This window comes from Lysinibacillus contaminans, assembly GCF_001278945.1.
Classification (GTDB): domain Bacteria; phylum Bacillota; class Bacilli; order Bacillales_A; family Planococcaceae; genus Lysinibacillus; species Lysinibacillus contaminans.
In genome coordinates this window covers 2,254,642-2,278,495 of the sequence record NZ_LGRV01000003.1, presented here as the reverse complement: position 1 = coordinate 2,278,495, position 23,854 = coordinate 2,254,642, and the positions used below count along the sequence as shown (strand labels likewise).

23 protein-coding genes are annotated in these 23,854 nt (G+C 38.9%); 19 read left to right on the top strand and 4 right to left on the bottom strand.

Annotation, left to right across the window (positions count from 1 at the left end; genetic code table 11):
- Positions 1 to 8 precede the first annotated feature (8 nt).
- The 12 genes from infB to AEA09_RS13160 all read left to right on the top strand — a co-directional run bounded on the left by infB (position 9) and on the right by AEA09_RS13160 (position 12,619).
- Positions 9 to 2,309, top strand: coding sequence for a translation initiation factor IF-2 (gene infB, locus AEA09_RS13215; RefSeq protein ID WP_053584300.1), 2,301 nt, complete (start codon positions 9 to 11; stop codon positions 2,307 to 2,309).
- Positions 2,309 to 2,587 (top strand): DUF503 domain-containing protein, encoded by a 279-nt coding sequence (locus AEA09_RS13210; RefSeq protein WP_053584299.1) that lies wholly within the window; start codon positions 2,309 to 2,311, stop codon positions 2,585 to 2,587. The genes infB and AEA09_RS13210 overlap by 1 nt, the downstream gene beginning before the upstream one ends.
- 63 nt (positions 2,588 to 2,650) lie before the next feature.
- A complete protein-coding gene (gene rbfA, locus AEA09_RS13205; protein ID WP_053584298.1) occupies positions 2,651 to 2,992 on the top strand; it encodes a 30S ribosome-binding factor RbfA in 342 nt (113 codons plus the stop codon).
- A gap of 70 nt (positions 2,993 to 3,062) precedes the next feature.
- Positions 3,063 to 3,974: a tRNA pseudouridine(55) synthase TruB gene (gene truB / locus AEA09_RS13200; protein WP_053584297.1), complete on the top strand. Its 912-nt coding sequence runs from the start codon at positions 3,063 to 3,065 to the stop codon at positions 3,972 to 3,974.
- A gap of 13 nt (positions 3,975 to 3,987) precedes the next feature.
- Positions 3,988 to 4,944: a riboflavin biosynthesis protein RibF gene (gene ribF / locus AEA09_RS13195; RefSeq protein ID WP_053584296.1), complete on the top strand. Its 957-nt coding sequence runs from the start codon at positions 3,988 to 3,990 to the stop codon at positions 4,942 to 4,944.
- A gap of 202 nt (positions 4,945 to 5,146) precedes the next feature.
- On the top strand, positions 5,147 to 5,416 hold the full coding sequence (gene rpsO, locus AEA09_RS13190) for a 30S ribosomal protein S15 (protein WP_053584295.1): 270 nt from the start codon (positions 5,147 to 5,149) through the stop codon (positions 5,414 to 5,416).
- A 195-nt stretch (positions 5,417 to 5,611) separates the two neighbouring features.
- Positions 5,612 to 7,726 (top strand): polyribonucleotide nucleotidyltransferase, encoded by a 2,115-nt coding sequence (gene pnp / locus AEA09_RS13185; protein ID WP_053584294.1) that lies wholly within the window; start codon positions 5,612 to 5,614, stop codon positions 7,724 to 7,726.
- Between the two features lie 62 nt (positions 7,727 to 7,788).
- Positions 7,789 to 9,012 (top strand): M16 family metallopeptidase, encoded by a 1,224-nt coding sequence (locus AEA09_RS13180; protein ID WP_053584293.1) that lies wholly within the window; start codon positions 7,789 to 7,791, stop codon positions 9,010 to 9,012.
- 146 nt (positions 9,013 to 9,158) lie between these two features.
- Entirely contained in the window at positions 9,159 to 10,154 is a 996-nt protein-coding gene (locus AEA09_RS13175) for an ABC transporter substrate-binding protein (protein ID WP_053584292.1), read from the top strand.
- A gap of 187 nt (positions 10,155 to 10,341) precedes the next feature.
- A complete protein-coding gene (locus tag AEA09_RS13170) occupies positions 10,342 to 11,331 on the top strand; it encodes a FecCD family ABC transporter permease (protein WP_053584291.1) in 990 nt (329 codons plus the stop codon).
- On the top strand, positions 11,331 to 12,113 hold the full coding sequence (locus AEA09_RS13165) for an ABC transporter ATP-binding protein (RefSeq protein WP_053584290.1): 783 nt from the start codon (positions 11,331 to 11,333) through the stop codon (positions 12,111 to 12,113). The genes AEA09_RS13170 and AEA09_RS13165 overlap by 1 nt, the downstream gene beginning before the upstream one ends.
- 11 nt (positions 12,114 to 12,124) lie before the next feature.
- A complete protein-coding gene (locus AEA09_RS13160; protein ID WP_053584289.1) occupies positions 12,125 to 12,619 on the top strand; it encodes a pyridoxamine 5'-phosphate oxidase family protein in 495 nt (164 codons plus the stop codon).
- A gap of 85 nt (positions 12,620 to 12,704) precedes the next feature.
- On the opposite strand, the gene AEA09_RS20660 is transcribed toward AEA09_RS13160, so the two are convergent.
- From AEA09_RS20660 to AEA09_RS13140, 4 genes are read right to left on the bottom strand one after another with little or no spacing between them, the layout of a single operon-like run.
- Complete coding sequence (locus AEA09_RS20660; RefSeq protein WP_425412006.1) at positions 12,705 to 13,295, bottom strand: ABC-2 transporter permease; 591 nt, start codon at positions 13,293 to 13,295, stop codon at positions 12,705 to 12,707.
- A gap of 37 nt (positions 13,296 to 13,332) precedes the next feature.
- Positions 13,333 to 13,959, bottom strand: a complete 627-nt coding sequence (locus tag AEA09_RS13150; protein ID WP_053584287.1) for an ABC-2 transporter permease — start codon at positions 13,957 to 13,959, stop codon at positions 13,333 to 13,335.
- The gene (locus tag AEA09_RS13145; protein WP_053584286.1) at positions 13,956 to 14,804 is read right to left on the bottom strand and encodes an ABC transporter ATP-binding protein; all 849 of its coding nucleotides are present in this window, start codon (positions 14,802 to 14,804) and stop codon (positions 13,956 to 13,958) included. The genes AEA09_RS13150 and AEA09_RS13145 overlap by 4 nt, the downstream gene beginning before the upstream one ends.
- Complete coding sequence (locus AEA09_RS13140; protein WP_053584285.1) at positions 14,805 to 15,182, bottom strand: GntR family transcriptional regulator; 378 nt, start codon at positions 15,180 to 15,182, stop codon at positions 14,805 to 14,807.
- Between the two features lie 151 nt (positions 15,183 to 15,333).
- On the opposite strand from AEA09_RS13140, the gene AEA09_RS13135 reads away from it, so the two are divergent.
- From AEA09_RS13135 to AEA09_RS13105, 7 genes are all read left to right on the top strand, one after another.
- On the top strand, positions 15,334 to 15,597 hold the full coding sequence (locus AEA09_RS13135) for a YlmC/YmxH family sporulation protein (protein WP_053584284.1): 264 nt from the start codon (positions 15,334 to 15,336) through the stop codon (positions 15,595 to 15,597).
- Between the two features lie 9 nt (positions 15,598 to 15,606).
- A complete protein-coding gene (locus tag AEA09_RS13130; protein WP_053584283.1) occupies positions 15,607 to 16,386 on the top strand; it encodes a dipicolinate synthase in 780 nt (259 codons plus the stop codon).
- The gene (locus AEA09_RS13125) at positions 16,380 to 16,970 is read left to right on the top strand and encodes a dipicolinate synthase subunit B (protein ID WP_053584282.1); all 591 of its coding nucleotides are present in this window, start codon (positions 16,380 to 16,382) and stop codon (positions 16,968 to 16,970) included. Before AEA09_RS13130 ends, AEA09_RS13125 begins: the two co-directional genes overlap by 7 nt.
- Before the next feature lie 82 nt (positions 16,971 to 17,052).
- Positions 17,053 to 18,090, top strand: a complete 1,038-nt coding sequence (locus AEA09_RS13120; RefSeq protein ID WP_053584281.1) for an aspartate-semialdehyde dehydrogenase — start codon at positions 17,053 to 17,055, stop codon at positions 18,088 to 18,090.
- 15 nt (positions 18,091 to 18,105) lie between these two features.
- Entirely contained in the window at positions 18,106 to 19,005 is a 900-nt protein-coding gene (gene dapA, locus AEA09_RS13115) for a 4-hydroxy-tetrahydrodipicolinate synthase (protein WP_053584280.1), read from the top strand.
- A 714-nt stretch (positions 19,006 to 19,719) separates the two neighbouring features.
- Positions 19,720 to 21,387: a ribonuclease J gene (locus AEA09_RS13110; protein ID WP_053584279.1), complete on the top strand. Its 1,668-nt coding sequence runs from the start codon at positions 19,720 to 19,722 to the stop codon at positions 21,385 to 21,387.
- Between the two features lie 160 nt (positions 21,388 to 21,547).
- Entirely contained in the window at positions 21,548 to 23,839 is a 2,292-nt protein-coding gene (locus AEA09_RS13105) for an FtsK/SpoIIIE family DNA translocase (protein ID WP_053584278.1), read from the top strand.
- Positions 23,840 to 23,854 lie beyond the last annotated feature (15 nt).

The window sequence follows — 23,854 nt, the reverse complement described above, 5'->3', positions numbered from 1 at the left end:
GTGAGCGGATGACCAAAATTAGAGTTCATGAATATGCGAAACAAGTGAATAAATCGAGTAAAGAGGTTATTGAAGCACTAAATAAAATTAATGTGAGTGTGACGAATCATATGTCTATGCTAGAAAACGACACTGTGACAAAGTTAAACCAATCATTTAAAAGACCTGCTGAAAAACAAGAGTCTAAACAACCTACTCAAAGAGTTTCACAACAAGCTACTAAAGGGCAACAAAAACCACAGCAACCGGTGAAAAAACAAGAAGGTACTAAGCAACAACCTAATTCGTTTAAGCCTCGTGCTACCAATAACAATCAGCAACAACCGCAACAAAACCAGCAACAAAACCAAAATTCGTCTAACGAAAAATCTAAGAATGTAAAAGGTAATCAAAATAGAAATATGACACAAAATAATAATAACAACAACAATAATAATAACCGTAGAGGCGGCGGTTTCAATCAACGTCCAAAACCAGGGATTCATGGTGGTAAACGCCGTCATCCAAAAACACACCAACCTACATTACCGGTGAGACAAAAAGAATTGCCAGAAAAAATTACTTTTGTCGAATCATTATCTGTAGCAGAATTAGCAAAAAAATTATACCGTGAGCCATCTGAAATCATCAAAAAGTTATTCATGCTTGGTGTAATGGCAACAATAAACCAAGAGCTAGATAAGGATGCAATTGAGTTAATTTGTACAGACTATGGTGTAGAAGTAGAAGAAGAAATCCGTGTAGATATTACGGATTTAGAAACGCACTTCGACCAAACTGAAGAAGTAAACGAAACTGTATTAACAGAACGTCCACCAGTTGTTACGATTATGGGGCACGTTGACCATGGTAAAACAACTTTACTTGACTCTATTCGTCATACAAAAGTTACTGCTGGAGAAGCGGGCGGTATCACACAACATATCGGAGCTTATCAAGTAACAGAAGGCGACAAAAAAATTACGTTCCTAGATACACCTGGACACGCAGCATTCACAACAATGCGTGCACGTGGTGCAAGAATAACGGACTTAACAATTTTAGTTGTAGCGGCTGATGATGGTGTTATGCCACAAACGGTTGAAGCTATTAACCATGCGAAGGCAGCAGAAGTTCCAATTATCGTAGCGGTAAACAAAATGGATAAACCTTCAGCAAACCCTGACCGCGTTATGCAAGAATTAACAGAACATGGTTTAGTACCTGAAGCTTGGGGTGGCGAAACAATTTTCGTACCAATCTCAGCATTAAAAGGTGATGGTATCGATACATTATTAGAAATGGTATTACTTGTAGCTGAAGTTGGAGAGCTAAAAGCAAATCCAAACCGTTTAGCACTTGGTACAGTAATCGAAGCACAGCTTGATAAAGGTCGCGGATCAGTAGCAACACTTTTAGTACAAGATGGTACTTTGAAAGTTGGAGATCCAATCGTAGTCGGACATGCATTTGGTCGCGTACGTGCACTAGTTAATGACAAAGGCCGTCGTGTTAAAGAAGCAGGTCCATCAACGCCTGTAGAAATCACAGGTTTAAATGATGTGCCGCAAGCTGGTGACCGTTTCGTCGTATTCGAAGATGAGAAAACAGCTCGCCAGGTTGGTGAAACACGTGCGATGACAGCGATTCAAGCACAGCGTTCTGAAAAACAACGTGTAACGCTTGATAACTTATTCGAACAAATGAGCCAAGGTGAGATGAAGGAATTAAACTTAATCGTCAAAGCTGACGTACAAGGTACGGTTGAAGCGATGGCTGCTTCACTTATGAAAATCGATGTAGAGGGCGTAAACGTGAAAATTATTCACACTGGTGCTGGAGCGATTACAGAATCAGATATTTCACTTGCAGCTGCCTCTAATGCTATCGTAATCGGCTTTAACGTTCGTCCGGATGTTAATGCGAAGCGTGCAGCAGAAGAAGAAGGCGTAGACATTCGTTTACACCGTGTCATTTATAAAGTAATCGAAGAAATCGAACACGCGATGAAAGGTATGCTTGACCCAGAATTTGTAGAAAAAATTATTGGCCAAGCTGAAGTTCGTCAAACAATTAAAGTATCAAAAGTTGGTACAATTGCTGGATCTTACGTAATTGAAGGTAAAGTAACACGCGATTCTGGCGTACGTGTCATCCGTGACAACGTCGTGATTTTCGAAGGTGAACTTGATACATTAAAACGCTTCAAAGACGAAGTGAAAGAAGTTGCAAGAGGATACGAATGTGGTATTACGATTACGAACTTTAATGACATAAAAGAAGGCGACATTATTGAAGCCTACGTTATGGAAGAAGTTAAACGTGCTTAATGATTGTATACGCAGAGGTTGAATTCATTATTCAAACTGCCCATTCGTTAAAGGAAAAACGCGCTGTACTCCAGCGTATGATTACACGCACTAAGCAGAAATTTAATGTTTCTATCGCGGAAGTCGACCATCAAAATGTATGGCAACGTACGAAATTAGCGCTAGTTGCTGTTTCTTCTTCGAAAGAAGCAGCAGAGCGTGAAATCAATCACGCGCTTCAATTTTTACAGTCGAATCCGTCATGGGAACAGCTTAATGTGTGGCGAGACTATTTATAGGTAGGACGGGGTATCTGCGCTTGTCGCGCAAATATCTGGACAACGAAATTGAGGTGACTAACTATGTCTCTACGCTCAAACCGTGTTGCTGAGCAGATGAAAAAAGAGCTTGGCGAAATTATTAGCCGCAAAATTAAAGACCCGCGTGTTGGCTTTGTAACTGTTACTGGTGTTGATGTAACAGGTGATTTACAACAAGCGACTATTTATATTACGTCTTTAGGTAATGAACGTGAACGTGAGGAAACATTAAAAGCTTTAGTAAAAGCTTCAGGTTTCATCCGTTCAGAAATTGGTTCACGTATACGTTTACGTCGTACACCAGAGTTACTCTTTGAATTTGATTCATCGATTGAATATGGGAACCGAATTGATTCATTATTACGCGATTTACACAAAGAATAAGAAAAATGAAAAGTCTGCCACATGCATGTTCATGCAGGCAGACTTTTTTCTATTACTGAGGAGGAAAAACATGAACGGTATTTTACCACTTTGGAAGGAACGTGGCATGACGAGTCATGATTGCGTTTTTAAATTACGGAAAATTTTACGCACGAAAAAGGTGGGGCATACAGGAACACTTGATCCTGGTGTGGAAGGTGTATTACCTATTTGTATTGGGCAAGCGACTCGGATTGCTGAATACTTAACAGACACGGGGAAAACATATGAAGCAGTTATTTCAATTGGCCGTACGACGACGACAGAGGATGCAGAAGGTGAAACAGTCGAAGAAAACACTACGCATAAGTCATTCACGCGTGCACAGTTGCTTGAAGCACTAGCATCGTTAACAGGAGTGATTTCCCAAACGCCACCAATGTTTTCTGCAGTAAAGGTGAATGGTAAACGTTTATATGAATACGCGCGAAAAGGCGAAACGGTGGAAAGACCAACACGTCAAATAACGATTCACGCACTTGAGTTATTAGATGACGCGGACGTATATGAAGGTGAAGAAATTACGTTTCCTGTGCGCATTGCATGCAGCAAAGGTACGTATATTCGCACGTTAGCTGTTCAAATCGGGGAGGCTCTTGGCTACCCTGCACATATGGCAGAGCTTGTACGTACTGCTTCAGGTACATTTACGAAGGAGAATTGCTATACACTGGCACAAGTGGCAGAACTAATGGAAGCTGAAAACGTCGATGTTTGTATATTACCGGTTGAATACGCACTTTCAGAATATCCGTATATCGAGATTGATGAGTCAAATAAAAAAGAAATTTTAAATGGACAAGTGCTTCCTATCGATGCATTATTAAAGATACATGATAAAATTGTATTTGGGATTCAAGGGAAAGCATTCGCGGTTTATCAGGCCCATCCGACAAAGGAAGGATTCATGAAGCCACATAAAATGTTCCCGACGATAGAGTAGGAGGAATTTTGGTATGGAGGTTATTCATTTAAAATACCCACATCAATTACAACAGCGAGAAAGTATGCAGCCATACTCACTTGCACTTGGCTTTTTTGACGGTGTGCATTTGGGACATCAGGCTGTTATTGCAACAGCGAAGCAAGAGGGAGACAAGCGACAAATTCCGACGGCAGTCATGACATTTGACCCTCATCCTTCATTAGTGCTAGGTGGACGTAATGAAAAAGTTTTTTACATTACTTTATTACAACAAAAGCTTCAGCTATTTGAAGAGCAGGGCGTTGATGCGGTATTTGTTGTACATTTCACATCGGATTTTGCAAAGTTATCACCGGGTGAATTTGTTGATACATTTATTCGTGCGTTAAATATTCAGCACGTTACGGCTGGCTTTGATTTTTCATTTGGTGCGTTTGGTAAAGGTACAATGGAAGATATGCGTACACTAAGCAAGGGCGATTATGGTGTAACTGTGGTCGATAAAAAAGCGGATAATGTAGAAAAAATCAGCTCAACACGTATTCGCAAGCTTCTGCAAGAGGGCGATATGGAAGCAGCACGCATACTACTTGGCAGACCTTTTGAAATAAAAGGCATAGTTATACACGGTGATAAACGTGGTCGTACAATTGGTTTTCCAACAGCCAATGTACAAGCGCTAGAAGGTGTGTTTATTCCTGCAAGCGGTGTATATGCAGTACGTCTAAACGTGCAAAATAATTGGTATGATGGTGTTTGTAATGTAGGCTATAAACCAACATTTAAGGACCCGAATGACAAACAATTATCGATCGAAGTACATATTTTTAACTTCGAGAAAAATATATATGGCGAAGAAGTAAAAGTGGCATGGTATAAACGTATTCGCAGCGAGCAAAAATTTGATGGCATTGAAGCTTTAAAGACGCAAATTGAGCAAGATAAAGAACAAGCAATCCAATATCTCAAGGACTTATCAGCACTTTAATATGATTTAGCAAATGTTTTATGTTACGAAAGAGTAGAGGTAGGTATAAAATCATTGCGGCGAATTGGATTGCTTGCTTGGCTATTCTTTTTATGGTAACATTCATAAGTGCATAAAGTGCTTAACCTTAGCTCGGTGTATCGAGTACTCCAACGTTCACTGTGCTATTGGGGATAAACAATTATTTAGGAGGTCAATACAAATGGCTATTACAAAAGAACGTAAAAACGAATTAATCGCTGAGTACCGTACTCACGAAAGTGACACTGGTTCTCCAGAAGTACAAGTAGCAGTTTTAACAGCTGAAATCAATGCTTTAAATACTCACTTACGTACACACAAAAAAGATTTCCACTCTGAGCGTGGTCTTCTTAAAATGGTAGGTCGTCGTCGTCACTTACTTAAATATCTTCGTGAAACAGACGTACAACGTTACCGTGAATTAATCACTCGTTTAGGCTTACGTCGCTAATTGACAAACAAAAAGCGGGATTATTCCCGCTTTTTCTTTATGCAAAAAAAGATTCCTAAATAAATTGGCAAGTATAATAATCCAATGTATCATTAAATAATGAAATATTTAGCATAGAACAAGCATTTTTGGTACACTTACTATTAATACATACAGATGAGTAAGTGTTTTTTATAATAGAGAGGGGTTCATTGAATGAACGAAAAGAAAGTCTATTCATACGAATGGGCTGGCCGTCCACTAGTTATTGAAGTAGGACAGTTAGCAAAACAAGCAAACGGTGCAGCATTAGTACGTTATGGCGATACATCAGTATTAGCAACAGCGACAATGTCAAAATCACCAAAACCATTAGATTTCTTCCCATTAACAGTAAACTACGAAGAACGTTTATATGCAGCAGGTAAAATTCCTGGAGGCTTTATTAAACGTGAAGGTCGTCCTTCTGAGAATGCGATTTTAACGAGCCGTTTAATCGACCGTCCAATCCGTCCAATGTTCCCAGATGGTTTCCGTAACGAAGTACAAGCTATTTCTATGGTTATGTCAAATGATCCAGATTGTTCAGCAGAGATGGCTGCAATGATTGGTTCATCTTTAGCATTATCTATTTCAGATATTCCATTCGACGGACCAATCGCAGGTGTTCAAGTTGGTTATATCGACGGCGAATTCGTTGTGAACCCAACTGTCGAACAGTCTAAATATTCAACTGTACACTTAACAGTGGCAGGAAATAAAGATGCAATCAACATGGTTGAAGCAGGAGCTTTAGAAGTACCTGAAGAAATTATGCTTGAGGCAATTATGTTTGGTCATGAAGAAATTAAAAAAATGATCGCTTTCCAAGAGCAAATTGTAGCTGAAGTTGGTAAAGAGAAAAAAGAAATTACTTTATTCGAAATCGACGAAGCAATTCAAGCTGATATTAAAGCTGCATGTGAAACAGAAATGCATGACGCAATTCAAACAGTTGAAAAACATGCTCGTGAAGAAGCAATACAAGCTGTAAAAGAACGCATTGTTGCTTCTTATGAAGAACAAGAAGCTGATGATGTAACGATGAAACAAGTCCACACGATTTTAGATAAAATGGTGAAAGACGAAGTACGTCGTCAGATTACAGAAGATAAAATTCGTCCTGATGGTCGTAAATTAGACGAAATTCGTGCACTTTCTTCTGAAACTGGTTTACTACAACGTACACATGGTTCAGCATTATTCACACGTGGTCAAACACAAGCCCTTTCAATTTGTACATTAGGCGCACTTGGCGACGTACAAATTATCGATGGTTTAGGTGTAGAGGAATCTAAACGTTTCATGCACCACTATAACTTCCCGCAATTCTCAGTAGGGGAAACTGGCCCAATTCGTGGACCAGGCCGTCGTGAAATCGGTCACGGTGCTTTAGGCGAACGTGCATTATTAGCAGTTTTACCAGATGAAAATGCATTCCCATATACAATTCGTTGTGTATCTGAAGTGCTTGAATCAAATGGTTCAACGTCTCAAGCATCAATCTGTGCTTCTACTTTAGCAATGATGGATGCAGGTGTACCTTTAAAAGCACCAGTGGCAGGTATTGCAATGGGTCTTATTAAAAAAGGTGAGAATTATTCAATCTTAACAGATATCCAAGGTATGGAAGATCACCTTGGTGATATGGACTTTAAAGTGGCAGGTACAGCTAAAGGTGTAACGGCACTTCAAATGGACATTAAAATCGATGGTTTATCACGCAATATTCTAGAAGAAGCATTAACACAAGCAAAAATTGGTCGTATGCACATTCTAGAATCGATGCTTGCAACACTTGCAGAGCCACGTGAAAAATTATCTGCTTACGCACCAAAAATCCTTATTGTGAAAATCAATCCTGATAAAATCCGTGACGTAATTGGACCAGGTGGTAAACAAATTAACAAAATCATCGAAGAAACTGGCGTAAAAATTGATACAGAACAAGACGGTACAATTTACATTGCTTCTGCAAATGAAGAAATGAATGCTCGTGCTAAACAAATCATCGAGAATATCGTACGTGAAGCAAAAGTAGGTGAATACTACTTAGCAACTGTAAAACGTATTGAAAAATTCGGTGCATTCTGTGAAATCTTCCCTGGTAAAGATGGTTTATTACACATCTCTGAAATCCAAGAAGAGCGTACAAAAGAAGTTGAAGACGTACTAAAACTTGGCGATCAATTACTTGTGAAAGTCATTGAAATCGACAAGCAAGGTCGTGTCAATATATCACGTAAAGTAGTCGTGAAAGAAGAAAAAGAACGCGCTGAGCAAGGTGAATAATTAGCATAAACAAAAGGCTGCGCTTTATACGCAGTCTTTTTTAATGGAAAGAGGGAAGTTATTTGGTACAAGTACACACATGTCAAAATGGCGTGCGAATTGTATCTGAGCAAATTGACCATGTGCGATCAGTTACACTTGGGATTTTTGTGGATGCAGGCTCACGCTACGAATTACCAGAAGAAAATGGGATTACACATTTTATTGAGCATATGCTTTTTAAGGGAACAGCAACACGCTCAGCCCGCCAAATTGCCGAAGCATTTGACCGTATTGGTGGAGAGCTAAATGCCTTCACATCAAAGGAAAATACTTGCTATTACGCAAAAGTATTAGACCATCATGCGGAGCTGGCGGTTACGATTTTAGCAGATATGTTCTTTCACTCTACATTTGCAAAGGAAGAATTAGAGAAGGAACGCCAAGTAGTACTAGAGGAAATATTAATGAGTGAAGATGCGCCAGACGACGATGTCCACGAAAAGTTATGGGAAGTCATGTATCCAAATGATGCACTTGGCCGTCCGATTTTAGGCACACCTGAAACGTTAAAAACATTTACAGCTGATACGATTCGTACGTATATGGCGAAGCATTATGGGCCAAAATCGGTAGTTATCTCGGTAGCAGGTAATATCTCAGCAGAACTACTGGCAACAATTGAGGACTTATTTGGACAGTATGAGGCGTCACCTTTAGCGGTAGTGCCTGTGTTAACGAAGCCCGAATTCAGTCCTGGCGAAATTGTGAAACTGCGTGATACGGAGCAAGCACACCTAGCTATTTCTTACCCTGCAATCGGTGTGAAGGATCCAGATATGTATAGTTTTATTGCACTGAATAATATTATTGGTGGCAATATGAGCTCTCGTTTATTTCAAGAAGTGCGGGAGGAGCGTGGCTTAGCTTATTCAATCTTCTCTTATCAATCTTGCTATGCAGACGTAGGTGCATTTACGATTTATGGTAGCACGAGTCGTGAACAACTGCCACAGCTACAACATACGATTGATGCAACATTGCTGGATATTGTAGCTGGTGGCGTGACGGAAGAAGAGCTTGATAACGCCAAGGAACAACTAAAAGGCAGCTTTGTACTTGGTTTAGAAGGAACGGGGTCACGTATGAACCGTAACGGTACTAATGAACTTGTACATCGCAAACATCGTTCTGTGGACGAGATTTTAGATTCTATAGATGCCATTTCAATGGAATCTGTAGATCGCCTCATTTCAAAAATTTTAAAAGCAGAGCCAGCAATTTCGATTATTGGGCCGAAGCTATAACTAATAAGGGATTATTCACCGAGATCTAGGTGAATAATCCCTTTTTTAGTGAAAATATTTCTCAATTATCTATTGTCTTTCTCAATTAACTCTGATAATATAAGTGATATTGAAAATCATTATCACTTAATTGGAGGCAATTATTAATGAAAAAGTTTGCAGGGGTAGGTCTACTAGCGTTATCGTTAGCGCTTTTTGGCTGTACAGAACAAGAAGAAAAAAGTAAAGATTCAGTTGAAGTAGAATCACAGGAACAAGCAGCAAAGGATCCTGTTGTTGAGACAGATGTATTTAAAGATGGTGTTGATGAAGGGAAATTCCAAGAGGCATTAGCGACATTCCCAGAAACGGTACCAGACAAAATTGTGACAACTTCGGTTCCTTTAACAGAGATGCTTCACTTACTTGACATTGTACCTGTAGGCGTGCCGACATCTACAAATCCAATTCCAACAGACTTTGATGCAATTACTCGTATTGGTTCCCCGATGGCACCAGATTTAGAAGTAATCACAAGCTTACAAACAGAGTTAATTGTTGGTGCATCTTCATTACAAGAAACTCTTGATAAAGCATTAGTAGGAATGAATTTACAAACAGCGTATTTGCCAACGGATTCATATGAAGATTTAAAATTAAGTTTTAAAGTCCTAGGTACATATTTTGGAAAAGAAGAAAAAATGAATGAAATTCTACAAAGTATCGTAGCAAAAGAAAAAGAATTAGAAACACTAGCGCAAGGAAAAGAACTGCCGTCTGTTATGTTGGTTATGGGTACATCTGATTCGTTTATGGTCATGAACGATAAATCATATTTAGGCAGTTTAGTAGAGCGACTGGGTGCAGATAATATTGCGCAGTCCGTATTAAAAACGGAATCAACGTATTCTGCGATTAACTTAGAAGAAATTGTTGTCGCAGATCCAGATATGATTTTTGTTTTGGCATCAGCAGATCATGGAGCGAGTGAAGATAAATTCAAACAAGAAGTTGCTCAAAATAGTGCGTGGACACAATTATCAGCATACAAAAACGATAAAATCTATATGCTTGATTACAGTACTTTTGGCGTAACATCGATTGCCAATGTCGACACAGCATTAACAACAATTGCTGATTACTTCTTTAACGATAATCAGTAGATAAATTCTCCTTATATACGTGATGAGATAAATACGCTTTTATGCAGAGGTGTTTAAACGCAAACTGACTAAAGTTATGCTTCTGACGGATGTCACGGATTTTGAGAGGAGTTAATTATGCAGGCATAATTCAAAATCCGGACGCATTTACGTTAAGGCGTAACTGATATAAAATGAGGAGTTTCATATGATAAGTACAACAAGAAGTCGCACAATTGTCATCATAACGTTTGTGCTAGCGATTATTGCAGCGATTATTGCGATGGGGTTAGGCAGTGTGCACATTTCAATTCCAGATATTTTAAAAACAATTTTTAATGGTCGTGAAGAAGGCGTTTATACAACGATTATTTGGGATATTCGTCTGCCTCGTGTTCTACTAGCACTCATTATTGGTGCGAACATAGCCATATCAGGAGCCCTTTTACAAGCGGTAATGGGCAATCCACTTGCAGATCCTGGGTTAACGGGAGTTACAAGTGGTGCGGCTGCATTTGTGCTAATCATTATGTTAGCAAACCCTGAATATACACATTTAATCCCACTAGCTGCATTTGTCGGTGGGTTACTAGCAGCGGGCATTGTGTATGCCCTTGCTTGGCGTCGTTCGGGCATTTCGCCAATTACGATTATTTTATCTGGGGTGGCGGTTAATGCCTTATGTGGCGGGATTATTGGTTTTCTATCGATCTTATACAGTGACCGTTTGCCATCAGCAGTGCAATGGTTGAATGGTAGTTTAGCTGCAAAAGGGTATGCCTCTTTACAAATGATTTATGTGTATGCCATTATCGGTTGGATATTATCGATTTTTGCTATTCGCAAGGCAAACATCATTCGTTTAGGCGATCAAGTTGCAACGAACTTAGGTGAAAATGTGACACGGATACGTATCACGCTGTCTATTTTAGCCGTATTTTTAGCAGCTATTTCAGTAGCGGCTATCGGTATGATTGGTTTTGTTGGCTTAATTGTTCCGCATATGGCACGTTTACTTGTCGGCTCAGATTATAAATATATGCTGCCGATGAGTATGGCAATGGGAGCGATCATTTTATTGATTGCCGATACAGGTGGTCGTACTTTGTTTGCACCTCTTGATATTCCAGCGGGGATATTAATGGCTGTCATTGGTGGTCCTTACTTTTTATACTTAATGAGAAAGAAGGCGTTTTAATGTTAAAAATTGAACAGCTATCGATTCGTTACGAGCAAAAAGAAGTTGTCCATGATTTTTCATTTGATGTCAAAAAAGGTGAGGTATTATCGATAATCGGACCAAATGGCTCGGGTAAGTCAACTATTTTAAAAGCGGTTGCACGTATGCTTCCTTACAGCGCAGGTACTGTTACGTTTGACGGAGAAAATATGAAAAAATTGTCGTCAAAAGAAATTGCCAAGAAAATGTGTATTTTGAGTCAGCGCAATCAAGCACCTTCAGATATTACAGTTCGTAATTTAGTATCATATGGTCGTTATCCACATAAAAAGTGGTTTGAACGTTTGGATGATGAGGATTATGCAATTGTCGATTGGGCACTTGAAAAAACGCAGCTGACACATTATAGAGATCAGTCCATTGCCGCGTTATCAGGCGGAGAATCACAGCGTGCTTGGATTGCGATGGCATTAGCTCAGAAACCTCAAATATTACTATTAGATGAACCAACAACCTACTTAGATATTGCGCATCAACATGAGGTGTTAGAGCTAGTTCGTGAACTCAACCGTGATACTGGCATGACGGTGGTCATGGTACTCCATGATTTAAATCAAGCTTCAAGTTATAGTGACCGAATTGTTGTTGTAAAAGATGGATACCGCGCAGAAATTGGTACGCCTGAAGATGTCATGACAGAGCATATGATACAATCCATTTATAAAATGGAAGCGGAAATTCAGCATGTCACGTGGGATACAGCCCCGCGGATTCAATTAAAAAATACAGTTAAATGTTAGGAGTTTTCACTATGCAAAAAACAATTGATATGGAACAAATTAGAAAAGATTATGAAACATTTATTCAAGGAAGAAAAAGCTTTTTGCTTAGCTTTGTAGACAAAGAAGGGAATCCATTTAGTAGTTCGGCAGCTTTTGTGCGAGTAAATGGTAAGTTTTATGTTTATGTTAGCCGAATTGCAGAGCATCATCAGCTGCTAGATCAAGCACAAGTTGTAGATGTATTATGTGTAGCAGATCAAGCAGTGACACAGAATCATTTTGCGACAGAGCGCGCACGCTGGCAATGTACGCCTAAGAATTTAGGCAATGAAGGGCATGAGGAAGTGTTTGCAGCATTCGATGAGGTTCATAGCGCGAATATGATGAAACTGTTACGTACACTTGATTTCTCATTATTTGAGCTAACACCAGTAAAAGGACGTTATGTTGTAGGGTTTGGTAAAGCGTTTGACATTGATTTTGCAGAAGATACGTTAACACATGTAGTGATTGACAAGAAATAGAGTATACGATTAACTACATTTTTTAGCATATTTAAAATTTACGCCACGAATCCCTAGAAGTACGGGTTCGTGGCGTATGTTATTTTTAGTAAATATCCTGTTTTTTATAGTGCACAACACATTTTTGAAAGCTTAAAATAACTGGTATGATGCTAAAGCATGTCGGTATAAGAATGATGAAAGGTGGGGGGGACACTAAAGATAAGTAATAATGAATAGGAATGTTAATGGCGAGAATTATAAAAATAACACCAGATGTAGCATAAATTCTAGAATTGCTGTATTTAGGACAATAATGTACATAAAATTGCAAACTTATTAACCAAACCATACTACTAAAAAATGCGAGAAATATAGCAAAATATTCAATGGTGTTATTAGTCGAATTTTGATGTAAAAAATAACTAGGAATAATAGCACTAAAAGCAAGCAAGGACATGCCAGAGCAAAATAGAAAGTCAACGAATAGCTGTGTTTTTTTCGACAGAGGTAATACATTCACAAATACTGTCCACTTACTCTGTTTGTCCTGCTCGTACATGCTCTGAACGAGTAGTAAAAGGAGAGTAGTAGGAACTAATAATAACGAAAAGCTGTTGAAAAAGTGCGCACCAAAGAGTGTGGAGATTATGCAGAGTAGGACTAGTAGCAAAAAGAAGGGTTTTTGTGCTGTCATTCGATGCCAAAGTAAGGCTTTCATCATAAATCCCCCCTTAAAAATCTTTTCGTTTATAAATAATGACCGCTATTACATAAGAAAATATTAAAAGGATGAGCCCGATAATAAGTGCGACATAACTGAAATATTTCACCTCTATGAGCTGAAGTAAAATCCCCCCGATATAATTCTCAAAAAAATCCCCCGACAACAACGCTAAAAAGGAAAAAGTAAGCATAATATAACGTCCGAAAAATGAGCCGAATTGTATGTAAATAGGTAGCATTATTGCTAGGAAACCAAAACCAATCGTAACAACTATACGCAGTGTTAAATATACATCGGTTATAATGACAAAATCAGAAAAATGTGTAATGAAAAATGCTAAGGGCATGGTAATTGTTAAGCCGCCAAGCATGAGCGTAATGCCGAGCAAATATTTACTGCACACAATAGCATTTTTTGTAAGTGGTAACGTATTTGCAAATTGGTCCCAATTGCACTGCTCGTCATAGGTGAGTGTGGCAATGACATGTATAATTGCCATCAATGCTATAAAAGGCAAAAGTAAAGCCCCCTGCTGTATAAAGCCCACTATAAATACAATGAATAAAAATAAAATAATCTGATTTTTTAGTTTATGTTGGGCGATCATTAAATCCTTTACAAATAAGGCAGTCACGTTAAAATCCCACCTTTCACATAAAAGAGCATAACATCTTCAATAGAAGGCTTTTCAAGAATGAACGCTTCGCTCACTTCATATTTGCGAACGAGTATTTCGACTCCGAAAGCCCCGTTACGTTGGCCGACAATGGCATGCTCTGGTAATGCTGATGCCTCTTCTATCGTGCCTTTGAAAATTCCATATTCATGCAGTAATACATCCTTACTTTGACTAAATAAAATTCCCCCATTATGGATAAACGTAATATAATCCGCAATCTTTTCTAAATCACTTGTAATATGTGAAGAGAATAAGATGCTGTGAGTATTATCTTGCATAAACTCTAAAAATAGGTCAAGAATTTCATCACGAATAATTGGATCTAGCCCGCTTGTAGGTTCATCTAAAATGAGTAGCTTTGGATGATGTGAAAGCGCGAGAGCAATGGAAAGCTTCATTTTCATGCCGCGAGAAAGTTCTTTTACTTTTTTCTTTGAAGGCACTTTAAATTGGGTAAGACGTTCAAAGTAGTACGCTGAATCCCAATTTGGAAAAACCTTTGCCATAAATTTGTCGAGCTGCGTGGCATTTAACACTTCTGGTACATGCAAATCATCGAAGACGACACCGATGTCACTTTTTATCTCAAGTTCGTGCTCGATGTGGTCTTTTCCAAATAATAAGATTTCTCCGTGTTTCTTCTTTAGTAAATTGAGCACACATTTTATGGTCGTCGATTTGCCTGCGCCGTTTTCCCCAACAAAACCCATTACTGTTCCTTGCGGCAAAGAAAAGCTAACATTTTTAAGTGCAAATCCCTCGAAACTTTTATGTAAATCATGAATTTCTAAGGCGTTCATTTAGTTATCCTCCTCTAATAGTAATGATAATAACTCCTGCAATTCTTCTTTTGTAATCCCAGCTATTTTTCCTGTTTTTACGGCTTTTTGCAAATGTTCTTCAATTTGGCGTAATAATTCCTCGCGTAAAAAATCCTGATTACGCTCTGTCACAAAGCTTCCTTTTCCTGCAACGGTTTCAATAAAGCCGTCCCGCTCCAAATCGGCATATGCTCGCTTTGTTGTCATGACGCTAATTTTCAATTCTTTTGCAAGTGCACGAATTGAAGGAAGTGTATCGCCAGCTAGCAGTTTATTTGCTAAAATCGCTAATTTTATCTGTGTAGTTATTTGTTCATATATAGGTTTGTCGCTCGCGTTGCTTAAATGAATGTGCATTTTAAAGTATTCAACTCCCGCATTCCAACTGTATATGTACACTATATACAGTTTTTCCTTATTATACAACTAATTTGTCGGTCTAAAGTTGGGCACGAATTGCAAAAAGGTGGCATATATTGGGGTAACGGCATAAGGAGGGAGATGAGGCATGTTACTGTCAGAAATGGTGGATAAAGAATTAATTCAAGTAGAAGGTGGCGTACACTTCGGCATACTGGCACATACGGAATGTCTATTAGACGTGCAAACTGGAAAGATACATGGTTTTGAGATGACAAAAGAGAAAAACCTATTCCAAAAAAAGAAAGTAAAAGTTACTGAAATGATTCCATGGAATGAGATTATTTTAATAGGTGAGGATCGAATTTTATTCAATAAAACAACTACTGTTCAGTCAGAATTTTTAGATTGAGGTGAGCTTTTGGAAAACGAGAAATGGCTTGTCATAGGGGAAGACTCTAGACTCAAAGAATTAGCGACAATGCTGCGAAGTCCTTCACGCACAGTATTCTATAAAAGAACTACTGTATGGAATGAGGAATTAAATAAACTCGTGCTGGAATTCCAGCCGAATAAAATAATTTTACCGATAATCCCGTTAAAAATAGAAGTCGAGCAGTTATACGGGACATCTAGAGTGAAGTTTTATACAGGGCGCCTCACAATGCATTGGAAGCATTTGCTTGAAAAAAATGAAACAAATTGCTATTTGCAGCAAGAGACTTTTATTTGGCAAAATGCGAGGTTAACAGCGGAGGGATTTATCGCCACGTTTTACGGACTCGAGCAAAAATGTATTTACGGACAAAACTTTACAATCGCAGGCTTCGGCCGTACCGCCAAAATGCTCGCTTCTTTACTCGTGAAAATGGGTGCTAATGTGCATATTGTTGCGCGTTCGGTTGTACAGGTGAGCGAAGCAAAAGCTTATGGCTATAAAGCGACAAATTTAGATGATCGAAAATGGTCCATTCATGACAGTATCTTCATTAATACGATTCCTGCAAAATGGGTAACAGAATCGTTTCAAGAGGACGTACCGGCTGTCATGTATGATTTAGCATCAGAACCTGGCTGTTTAGATATAGACTCTGAACAGTTACAGACGTATGTCCTATTGCCGTCATTACCTGGGAAATACTTTGCGCATGATGCTGCTACAATTTTGTGCAAGGCAATAGAGGAGGAAGAAAATTGCTAACGGGGAAAAGGATTGGTTTAGGTATAACAGCTTCGCACTGTACGTATGAAGATGTCGTGCCAAAAATTCAGAATTTTATCGATGCGGGTGCGACTGTTGTACCGATTATTACGCACTCGGTGTTACATGCAGCAACACGTTTTGGGACAGGTGAGGAATGGATTGCGAAAATAGAAGAATTGACAGGTGAAAAGGTCGTTTCTTCCATTAAAGAAGCGGAGCCGTTTGGGCCATCCAATCCATTAGATGCAATGGTCATTGCACCAATGACAGGCAATAGCATTAGTAAATTTGCTAATGCAGCAACTGATAGCCCGGTATTAATGGCAGCGAAGGCGACTTTGCGCAATGGTTCACCGGTTGTGTTAGGCATATCTACAAATGATGCACTTGGTTTAAATGGTCCAAATATTATGAAGCTCATCAACGCAAAGAACATTTATTTTATCCCGTTTGGGCAAGATTCACCGCACGGTAAACCGAACTCATTAATTTCTGATTTTAATCAAATGGTAGAGACTGTACATGCAGCAATTACGCAGAAAAAACAATTACAACCTATGTTGATACAATATTTCAAATAATTCCTCTATTGAACACAATTTTCAGTATTTTTGTGATACAATAGCACACATTATGGAACTTGTATTCAGGGAGAGATGACAGATGACAAAGCAGTTAACAGTTGCGGTTGTAGGGGCAACAGGCGCAGTAGGTTCAAAAATGATGGAGCAATTAATAAAACGTAAATTTCCTATCGGAGAGATTAAGTTTTTAGCTTCTGCACGTTCAGCAGGTAAGCCAATCGAATTTAATGGCAAGACATATACAATTGAAGAAGCTACACCAGAGGCATTTGAGGGTGTAAATATCGCATTATTCTCAGCGGGTGGTTCAGTATCAGCATTACTTGCACCTGAAGCAGCAAAACGTGGAGCAGTAGTAATTGATAATACGAGCCATTTCCGTATGGATCCGACAGTACCACTTGTTGTACCTGAAGTAAACCGTGAAGATCTTGCAAAACATAAAGGAATTATTGCAAATCCTAACTGTTCAACAATCCAAATGGTTGCTGCACTTGAGCCAATCCGTGCAGCATTTGGTTTAACAAAAGTAATAGTATCCACATATCAAGCTGTTTCAGGAGCAGGTATTTCTGCGATTGAAGAATTAAAGGCACAAAGTGAAAACTGGGATGCGGGTAAAAACGTAGAAGCCAATATTCTACCTTCTGGTGGCGACAAACGTCACTATCCAATCGCTCGTAATGTCATTCCACAAATCGATAAATTTACAGACAATGGCTTTACATACGAAGAAATGAAAATGATTAATGAAACGAAAAAAATCATGCACGCACCTGAACTTTCAGTAGCAGCAACTTGTGTACGTGTACCAGTCGTTTCAGGACACTCTGAATCTGTTTATATTGAACTAGAGAACGAAGCGTCAGTGCAAGAAATCTTTGAAGTATTACGCAATGCACCTGGCATTGTATTAGAAGATGATATCTCTACACAAACATACCCAATGCCAATTTACGCTGAAGGGGAAGATGCTACTTTTGTAGGCCGTATTCGACAAGATTTAGACAATAAAAAGGGCTTCCATCTATGGATCGTATCTGACAATTTATTAAAAGGTGCCGCGTTAAATTCTATTCAAATTGCAGAAGCAATGCTTGAGGATAACTTACTATAAGAGGGGTGTTAGGATATGAATATAGGACGAATTGGAACGGCTATGATTACGCCGTTCAAAGAAGATGGTACAATTAACTATCCAGAACTTGAACGTATTATTAATCACTTAATTAATAACGGTACGGACTGTATCGTTGCTTGTGGTACAACATCTGAAAATCCAACGATGACAACAGAAGAGAAAATTGAGGTTGTTCGTTTCACAGTAGAAAAAGCGGCAGGGCGTGTACCTGTAATTGCTGGAACAGGTGATAACGAAACAGCTTATTCGATTGCCATGACACATAAAGCAGAAGAAAACGGCGCTGATGGCATTATGCTTGTAGCCCCGTATTACAATAAGCCAAACCAACGTGGGATTTATGCTCACTTTGAAAAAATTGCGAAAGAAACAAGGCTTCCTGTCATGCTGTACAATGTACCAGGACGTACGGGCATTAACGTTGCATATGAAACATCTGTTGCATTAAGTAAAATCCCAAATATCACATGGATTAAAGAAGCAAGCGGTAATTTAGATCAAATGGGCGATATTATTGAAAATGTTGACGCTGCGGATGATTTCTTGGTGTATAGTGGGGATGACGGTTTAACATTACCACTACTTGCAATTGGGGGTGCTGGTATTATTTCAGTAGCTTCACACGTTGTTGGGAATGATATGCAGTTAATGATAAAAGCGTTTAATGAAGGGAATCATGAGCTAGCAGCAAAAATTCATCGTGCGTTATTACCACTTGTGCGCGCGCTGTTTGCACAGCCTAATCCATCGCCAGTGAAATACGCGATGACAAAGCTAGGCTTTGACACTTTAAATGTACGACTTCCAATGGTAGAAATGACAGATGAAGAAAAAGCAAACTTCGACCAGGTTTGGGATACGTACCAAGAAAAAGCGAAAAACTATAGATAAAGATGAGCCGGAGTTGATAAAAATCAACTCCGATTTTTTATGTTTAGGAAATTATAGATTTTGTTGCTTTGGATATCCAAAGGCGCTGTTTTAATCTAGGACAAAGCGTAACATCCTAAAGGTCGCTGTCAGTTCTCAGGGGCGAAAGTGGTGTAACTTTTATTTTTCCGTTTCGGGCTCGCAAGTAACTGTGGATTACACGATGTGAGTTATTTTGAAAAGCCACATGGATGTGTCGTTTTTGCCAATCGGATGTGAACAAGCGGATTAGCACATTTGTTCATGAAATCTACAACAAAATAGTAACGAAAGAAATAAAATACATGTTTCTAACACGAAACCTATATTTTTAATTTGTGCAAAAGCTCTGCAAACCGTATAATGAAAAATAAGTGGTTGCTGTTCGGGATATTCAACTTTATTCAGCAGATTTTTGTATCGAAAGCAAAGCGGCAGATACATAAATCCCCTATTTGTAAGTAGAGGATGATATGCATAACAAAAAAAACTTTCTATTCAGTGGACGTAAAGGCGTCGGCTGAATAAAGTCGAGCCTCCGGCGAATGTCACAGATTTTGAAAGGTTGAAAAGGGTGTTAGCTTAAGTACGTCGCATACATGCGACAACAGCTAACTGTCCTGCATTATGCAGGCCTAGTACGATTCAAAATCCGGACTAAATTCGCCAAGGCGAATTTTATTAGGAGGAAATAAATTGACAAAAAAGAAAAATGAATTGATTCGTATCATTCCACTTGGTGGTGTGGGCGAAATCGGTAAAGCAATGTACGTAGTAGAAATTGATGAAGAGCTATTCGTTGTAGATAGTGGTTTAATGTTCCCAGAAGACGAAATGCTTGGAATTGATATCGTGATTCCTGATATTACGTATTTAGAGGAAAATAAAGAGCGTGTGAAAGGGATTTTCTTAACACACGGTCATGAAGATGCAATTGGTTCAATTGCGTATGTTTTACAAAAAATAAAAGCGCCAGTTTACGGATCTAAGTTAACAATTGCGCTTGCAAAAGAACATTTAAAAGAATTGCCTGCACCACATCAGGTGAAATTCTTTGAAGTAACAAATCGAAGCCGTATGAATTTCAACTCGACGTATGTGACATTCTTCCATACAACACATAGTATTCCCGACGCATTAGGAGTAGTGTTCCATACATCTGAAGGAGCGATTGTGCATACTGGCGAATTCAAATTCGATCAATCAGCTACAGGTAAATTTAAGCCGGATCTAGCGAAAATGGCACAATTAGGTGAAGAAGGCGTGTTTATTTTACTTTCTGAGTCATGTGAAGCAGAACGTCCAGGCTATACAACATCTGAATTTGTCATTGAAGAACAATTATCAAAAACATTCCATTCTTCTCCAGGACGTATTCTAGTTGCGGTTTATGCATCGAACTTTATACGTATTCAACAAGTGTTTACACAGGCACAAAACTCTTTCCGTAAAGTGGCGATTGTTGGGAAGCCTTTAGAAAAAGCAGTCGATTTAGGTGTGCAATTAGGCTATTTAACAGTGGGCGAAGATACGATTATTCCAATCTCAGATATGCAAAAATATCAAGATGATGAAATTATTATTATCGCAACAGGTAACAAAGGCGAACCACTTGATGCGCTAGAAAAAATCGTGCGTAAGCATCATCGTGATATTAAAGTGAAAAAAGACGATACAGTGCTGATTACATTTACACCATCGCCAGCAATGGAAGTGCAAATGGCAAATACGATGAACCAATTGGCAAAAGCAGGGGCTGAAATTTTAACTTCAAGCAAGAATGTTCACGTTTCAGGGCATGGTAGTCAAGAAGATTTAAAATTAATGTTGAACTTAATGCAACCAAAATACTTTATCCCTGTACAAGGTGAATACCGTATGCTGATTGCACATTCGAAGCTTGCTCAGCAGCTAGGTATGCAAAAGTCGCAAATTTTCATCGCAGATAAAGGTGATATTGTCGAATACAAAAACGGCAAAATGCGTATGAGTGGTCGCGTTCAAGCTGGTAACGTTCTAATCGATGGTATTGGAGTTGGCGATGTTGGTAATATCGTTCTCCGTGACCGTAAACTACTATCCCAAGATGGTATTTTCATTGTCGTTGTAACGTTAAATCGTGCACAAAAGAAAATTGCATCAGGTCCAGAAATTTTATCTCGTGGCTTTGTATATGTACGTGAATCAGAAGCGTTAATGACAGAGGCGTCTGAAATTGCAAGAACAGTTATTGAAAAGTACGTGGGTAAAGACACGTTTGAATGGACAAACATTAAACAAGAAATTCGTGATACATTAAATACGTATCTATTCCAAAAAACAAAGCGCCGCCCAATGATTATCCCTATCATTATGGAGTATTAAAATAAAAGCTCGAAGCATACACTTTAAATAAGAAGTGCAAGGAAAAAGGATTTTCTAACCGATAGTAACGGTGGGGAAATCCTTTTTTTTGAAAGGAAATGGTTCTACATGTTATTATTTCCTACATATATAAGAATGGATTGCAAAAGAAGGTGAAGAGATGGCTAATAGCAGACGAAAGAAAACAACGAAAGGGAAACCAACAAGCGATAAAAAAGAAATGCACCCGCTTATGTACGAAATTTTAGGTGTAGTTTTTATTGCCGCGGCCGTTATAATGATTTTTGAATATGGTATGATTGGGCGGATTTTGCAAACGATGGCGATGTTCCTTTTGGGGAATTTACATTTTGCTGTTCCGTTTATGTTGGTTTTTATCGCTGTATTATTGATGATTGGACGTAAAAAAGTATCATTAAAAGATCGGCTTATTATCGGAATGGTGCTGATTGTTGCAAGTTTAACGATTTTTAGCCATAGCATACTTTTTGAACAACTATCAAAATCGAGTGGACTATTATCTGATTCGGTGCTGAGAGAGTCTTGGCGAATTTTAATCGATACAGATGGTGTGGTCCATCGCAGTAATGCACTTGGTGGAGGTATGGTTGGGGCACTACTCTTTAGTGGGCTTCATGTTTTATTTGAAGCTACAGGAGCAAAGGTTGTTGCATGGGTGATTTTGTTCATCGGTTTAATTTTAGTTACTGGAAAGGCACTTGTACCAATCCTAGCTGAAAAAACACCCACTCTATTTGAGAAATGGCGAAAAAAACGACAAGAAAAGAAAAAAAGCAAGCCAAATAAACCGAAAAATAGTCGACGTACAAGAACGGAAAGCGCAGATGAGGTTGCAGCAGATGATGCACCTATTCCCACCCAACAGGAGGAAGAGTCGCGTGAGCCGATAATTTCTGCTTTTACACAAAATGTTACAAGTCAGTATGAGGACGCGTTTTCTAATCCAACAAGCGGGGAAATGGAAGAAGTAGAGTTAACGGATGATGTACACATTGAAAATACGACAACTGTCGAAAATGCCGATTACCATCTTCCTTCATTCAATCTTTTACAATTGCCACCACAGCACGATCAAAGCGGTGAGTATTCAGTTATTCAAGCTAATGCTAAAAAGCTTGAGCAAACATTGCAAAGCTTTGGTGTAAAGGCGAAGGTTACAGAAGTGCATTTAGGACCAGCTGTTACGAAATATGAAATACTTCCAGATGTCGGTGTGAAAGTAAGCAAGATTGTGAACTTACAAGATGATTTAGCATTGGCACTAGCAGCAAAGGATATTCGGATGGAAGCACCAATTCCAGGGAAATCTGCAATTGGAATTGAAGTACCCAATAGTGAAGTGGCCATTGTGACATTAAGAGAAGTCCTAGAGTCAAAAGAAAGCGGGAAGCAGGATGCATTATTGCAGGTTGCGTTAGGCCGTGATATCACAGGACAAGCAGTACTTGCTGAGCTCAATAAAATGCCACATTTACTTGTAGCAGGTTCGACAGGTAGTGGGAAAAGTGTGTGCATAAACGGCATTGTCGTATCAATACTAATGCGTACAAAGCCACATGAAGTAAAACTCATGATGATTGACCCGAAAATGGTTGAGTTAAATGTCTACAATGGTATTCCACATTTACTTGCTCCTGTTGTGACAGACGCTAGAAAGGCTTCACAAGCACTCAAAAAGGTCGTATCTGAGATGGAACGACGATATGATTTGTTTTCACATACGGGTACACGCAATATTGAAGGTTATAATGCTCATGTGAAAAAGGCTAATGAGGAAACAGCAGAGAAGCACCCGAAAATACCATATATTGTGGTTATTGTCGATGAGTTAGCGGATTTGATGATGGTTGCGTCAAATGATGTAGAAGATTCAATTACACGATTAGCGCAAATGGCTCGAGCTGCTGGAATTCATTTGATTATTGCGACGCAACGACCAAGTGTGGATGTCATTACAGGTGTCATTAAAGCAAATATTCCTTCTCGTATTGCTTTTGCGGTTTCATCTTCAATCGATTCTAGAACGATTTTAGATATGGGCGGAGCAGAGCGACTACTTGGACGTGGAGACATGTTATTTTTACCAGCAGGCGCTTCGAAACCAACACGTGTGCAAGGTGCCTTTGTATCGGATTCGGAAGTTGCAGCGATTGTTGATTTTGTTATAGAACAGCAAATAGCTCAGTATCAAGAAGAGATGATTCCAACAGAGGAGGTGGAAGTATTTGAGGAAACGGATGAATTATTTAATGATGCAGTACAATTAGTTGTGAGTATGCAAACAGCATCAGTGTCGATGCTTCAAAGACGTTTCCGTATCGGATACTCTCGTGCTGCTCGCATTGTCGATCAAATGGAACAGCGCGGAATTGTAGGCCCGCCAGAAGGTAGTAAGCCTCGACAAGTATTAGTGCACGAGTATGATCATTAAAAAGTTGTTTATTAA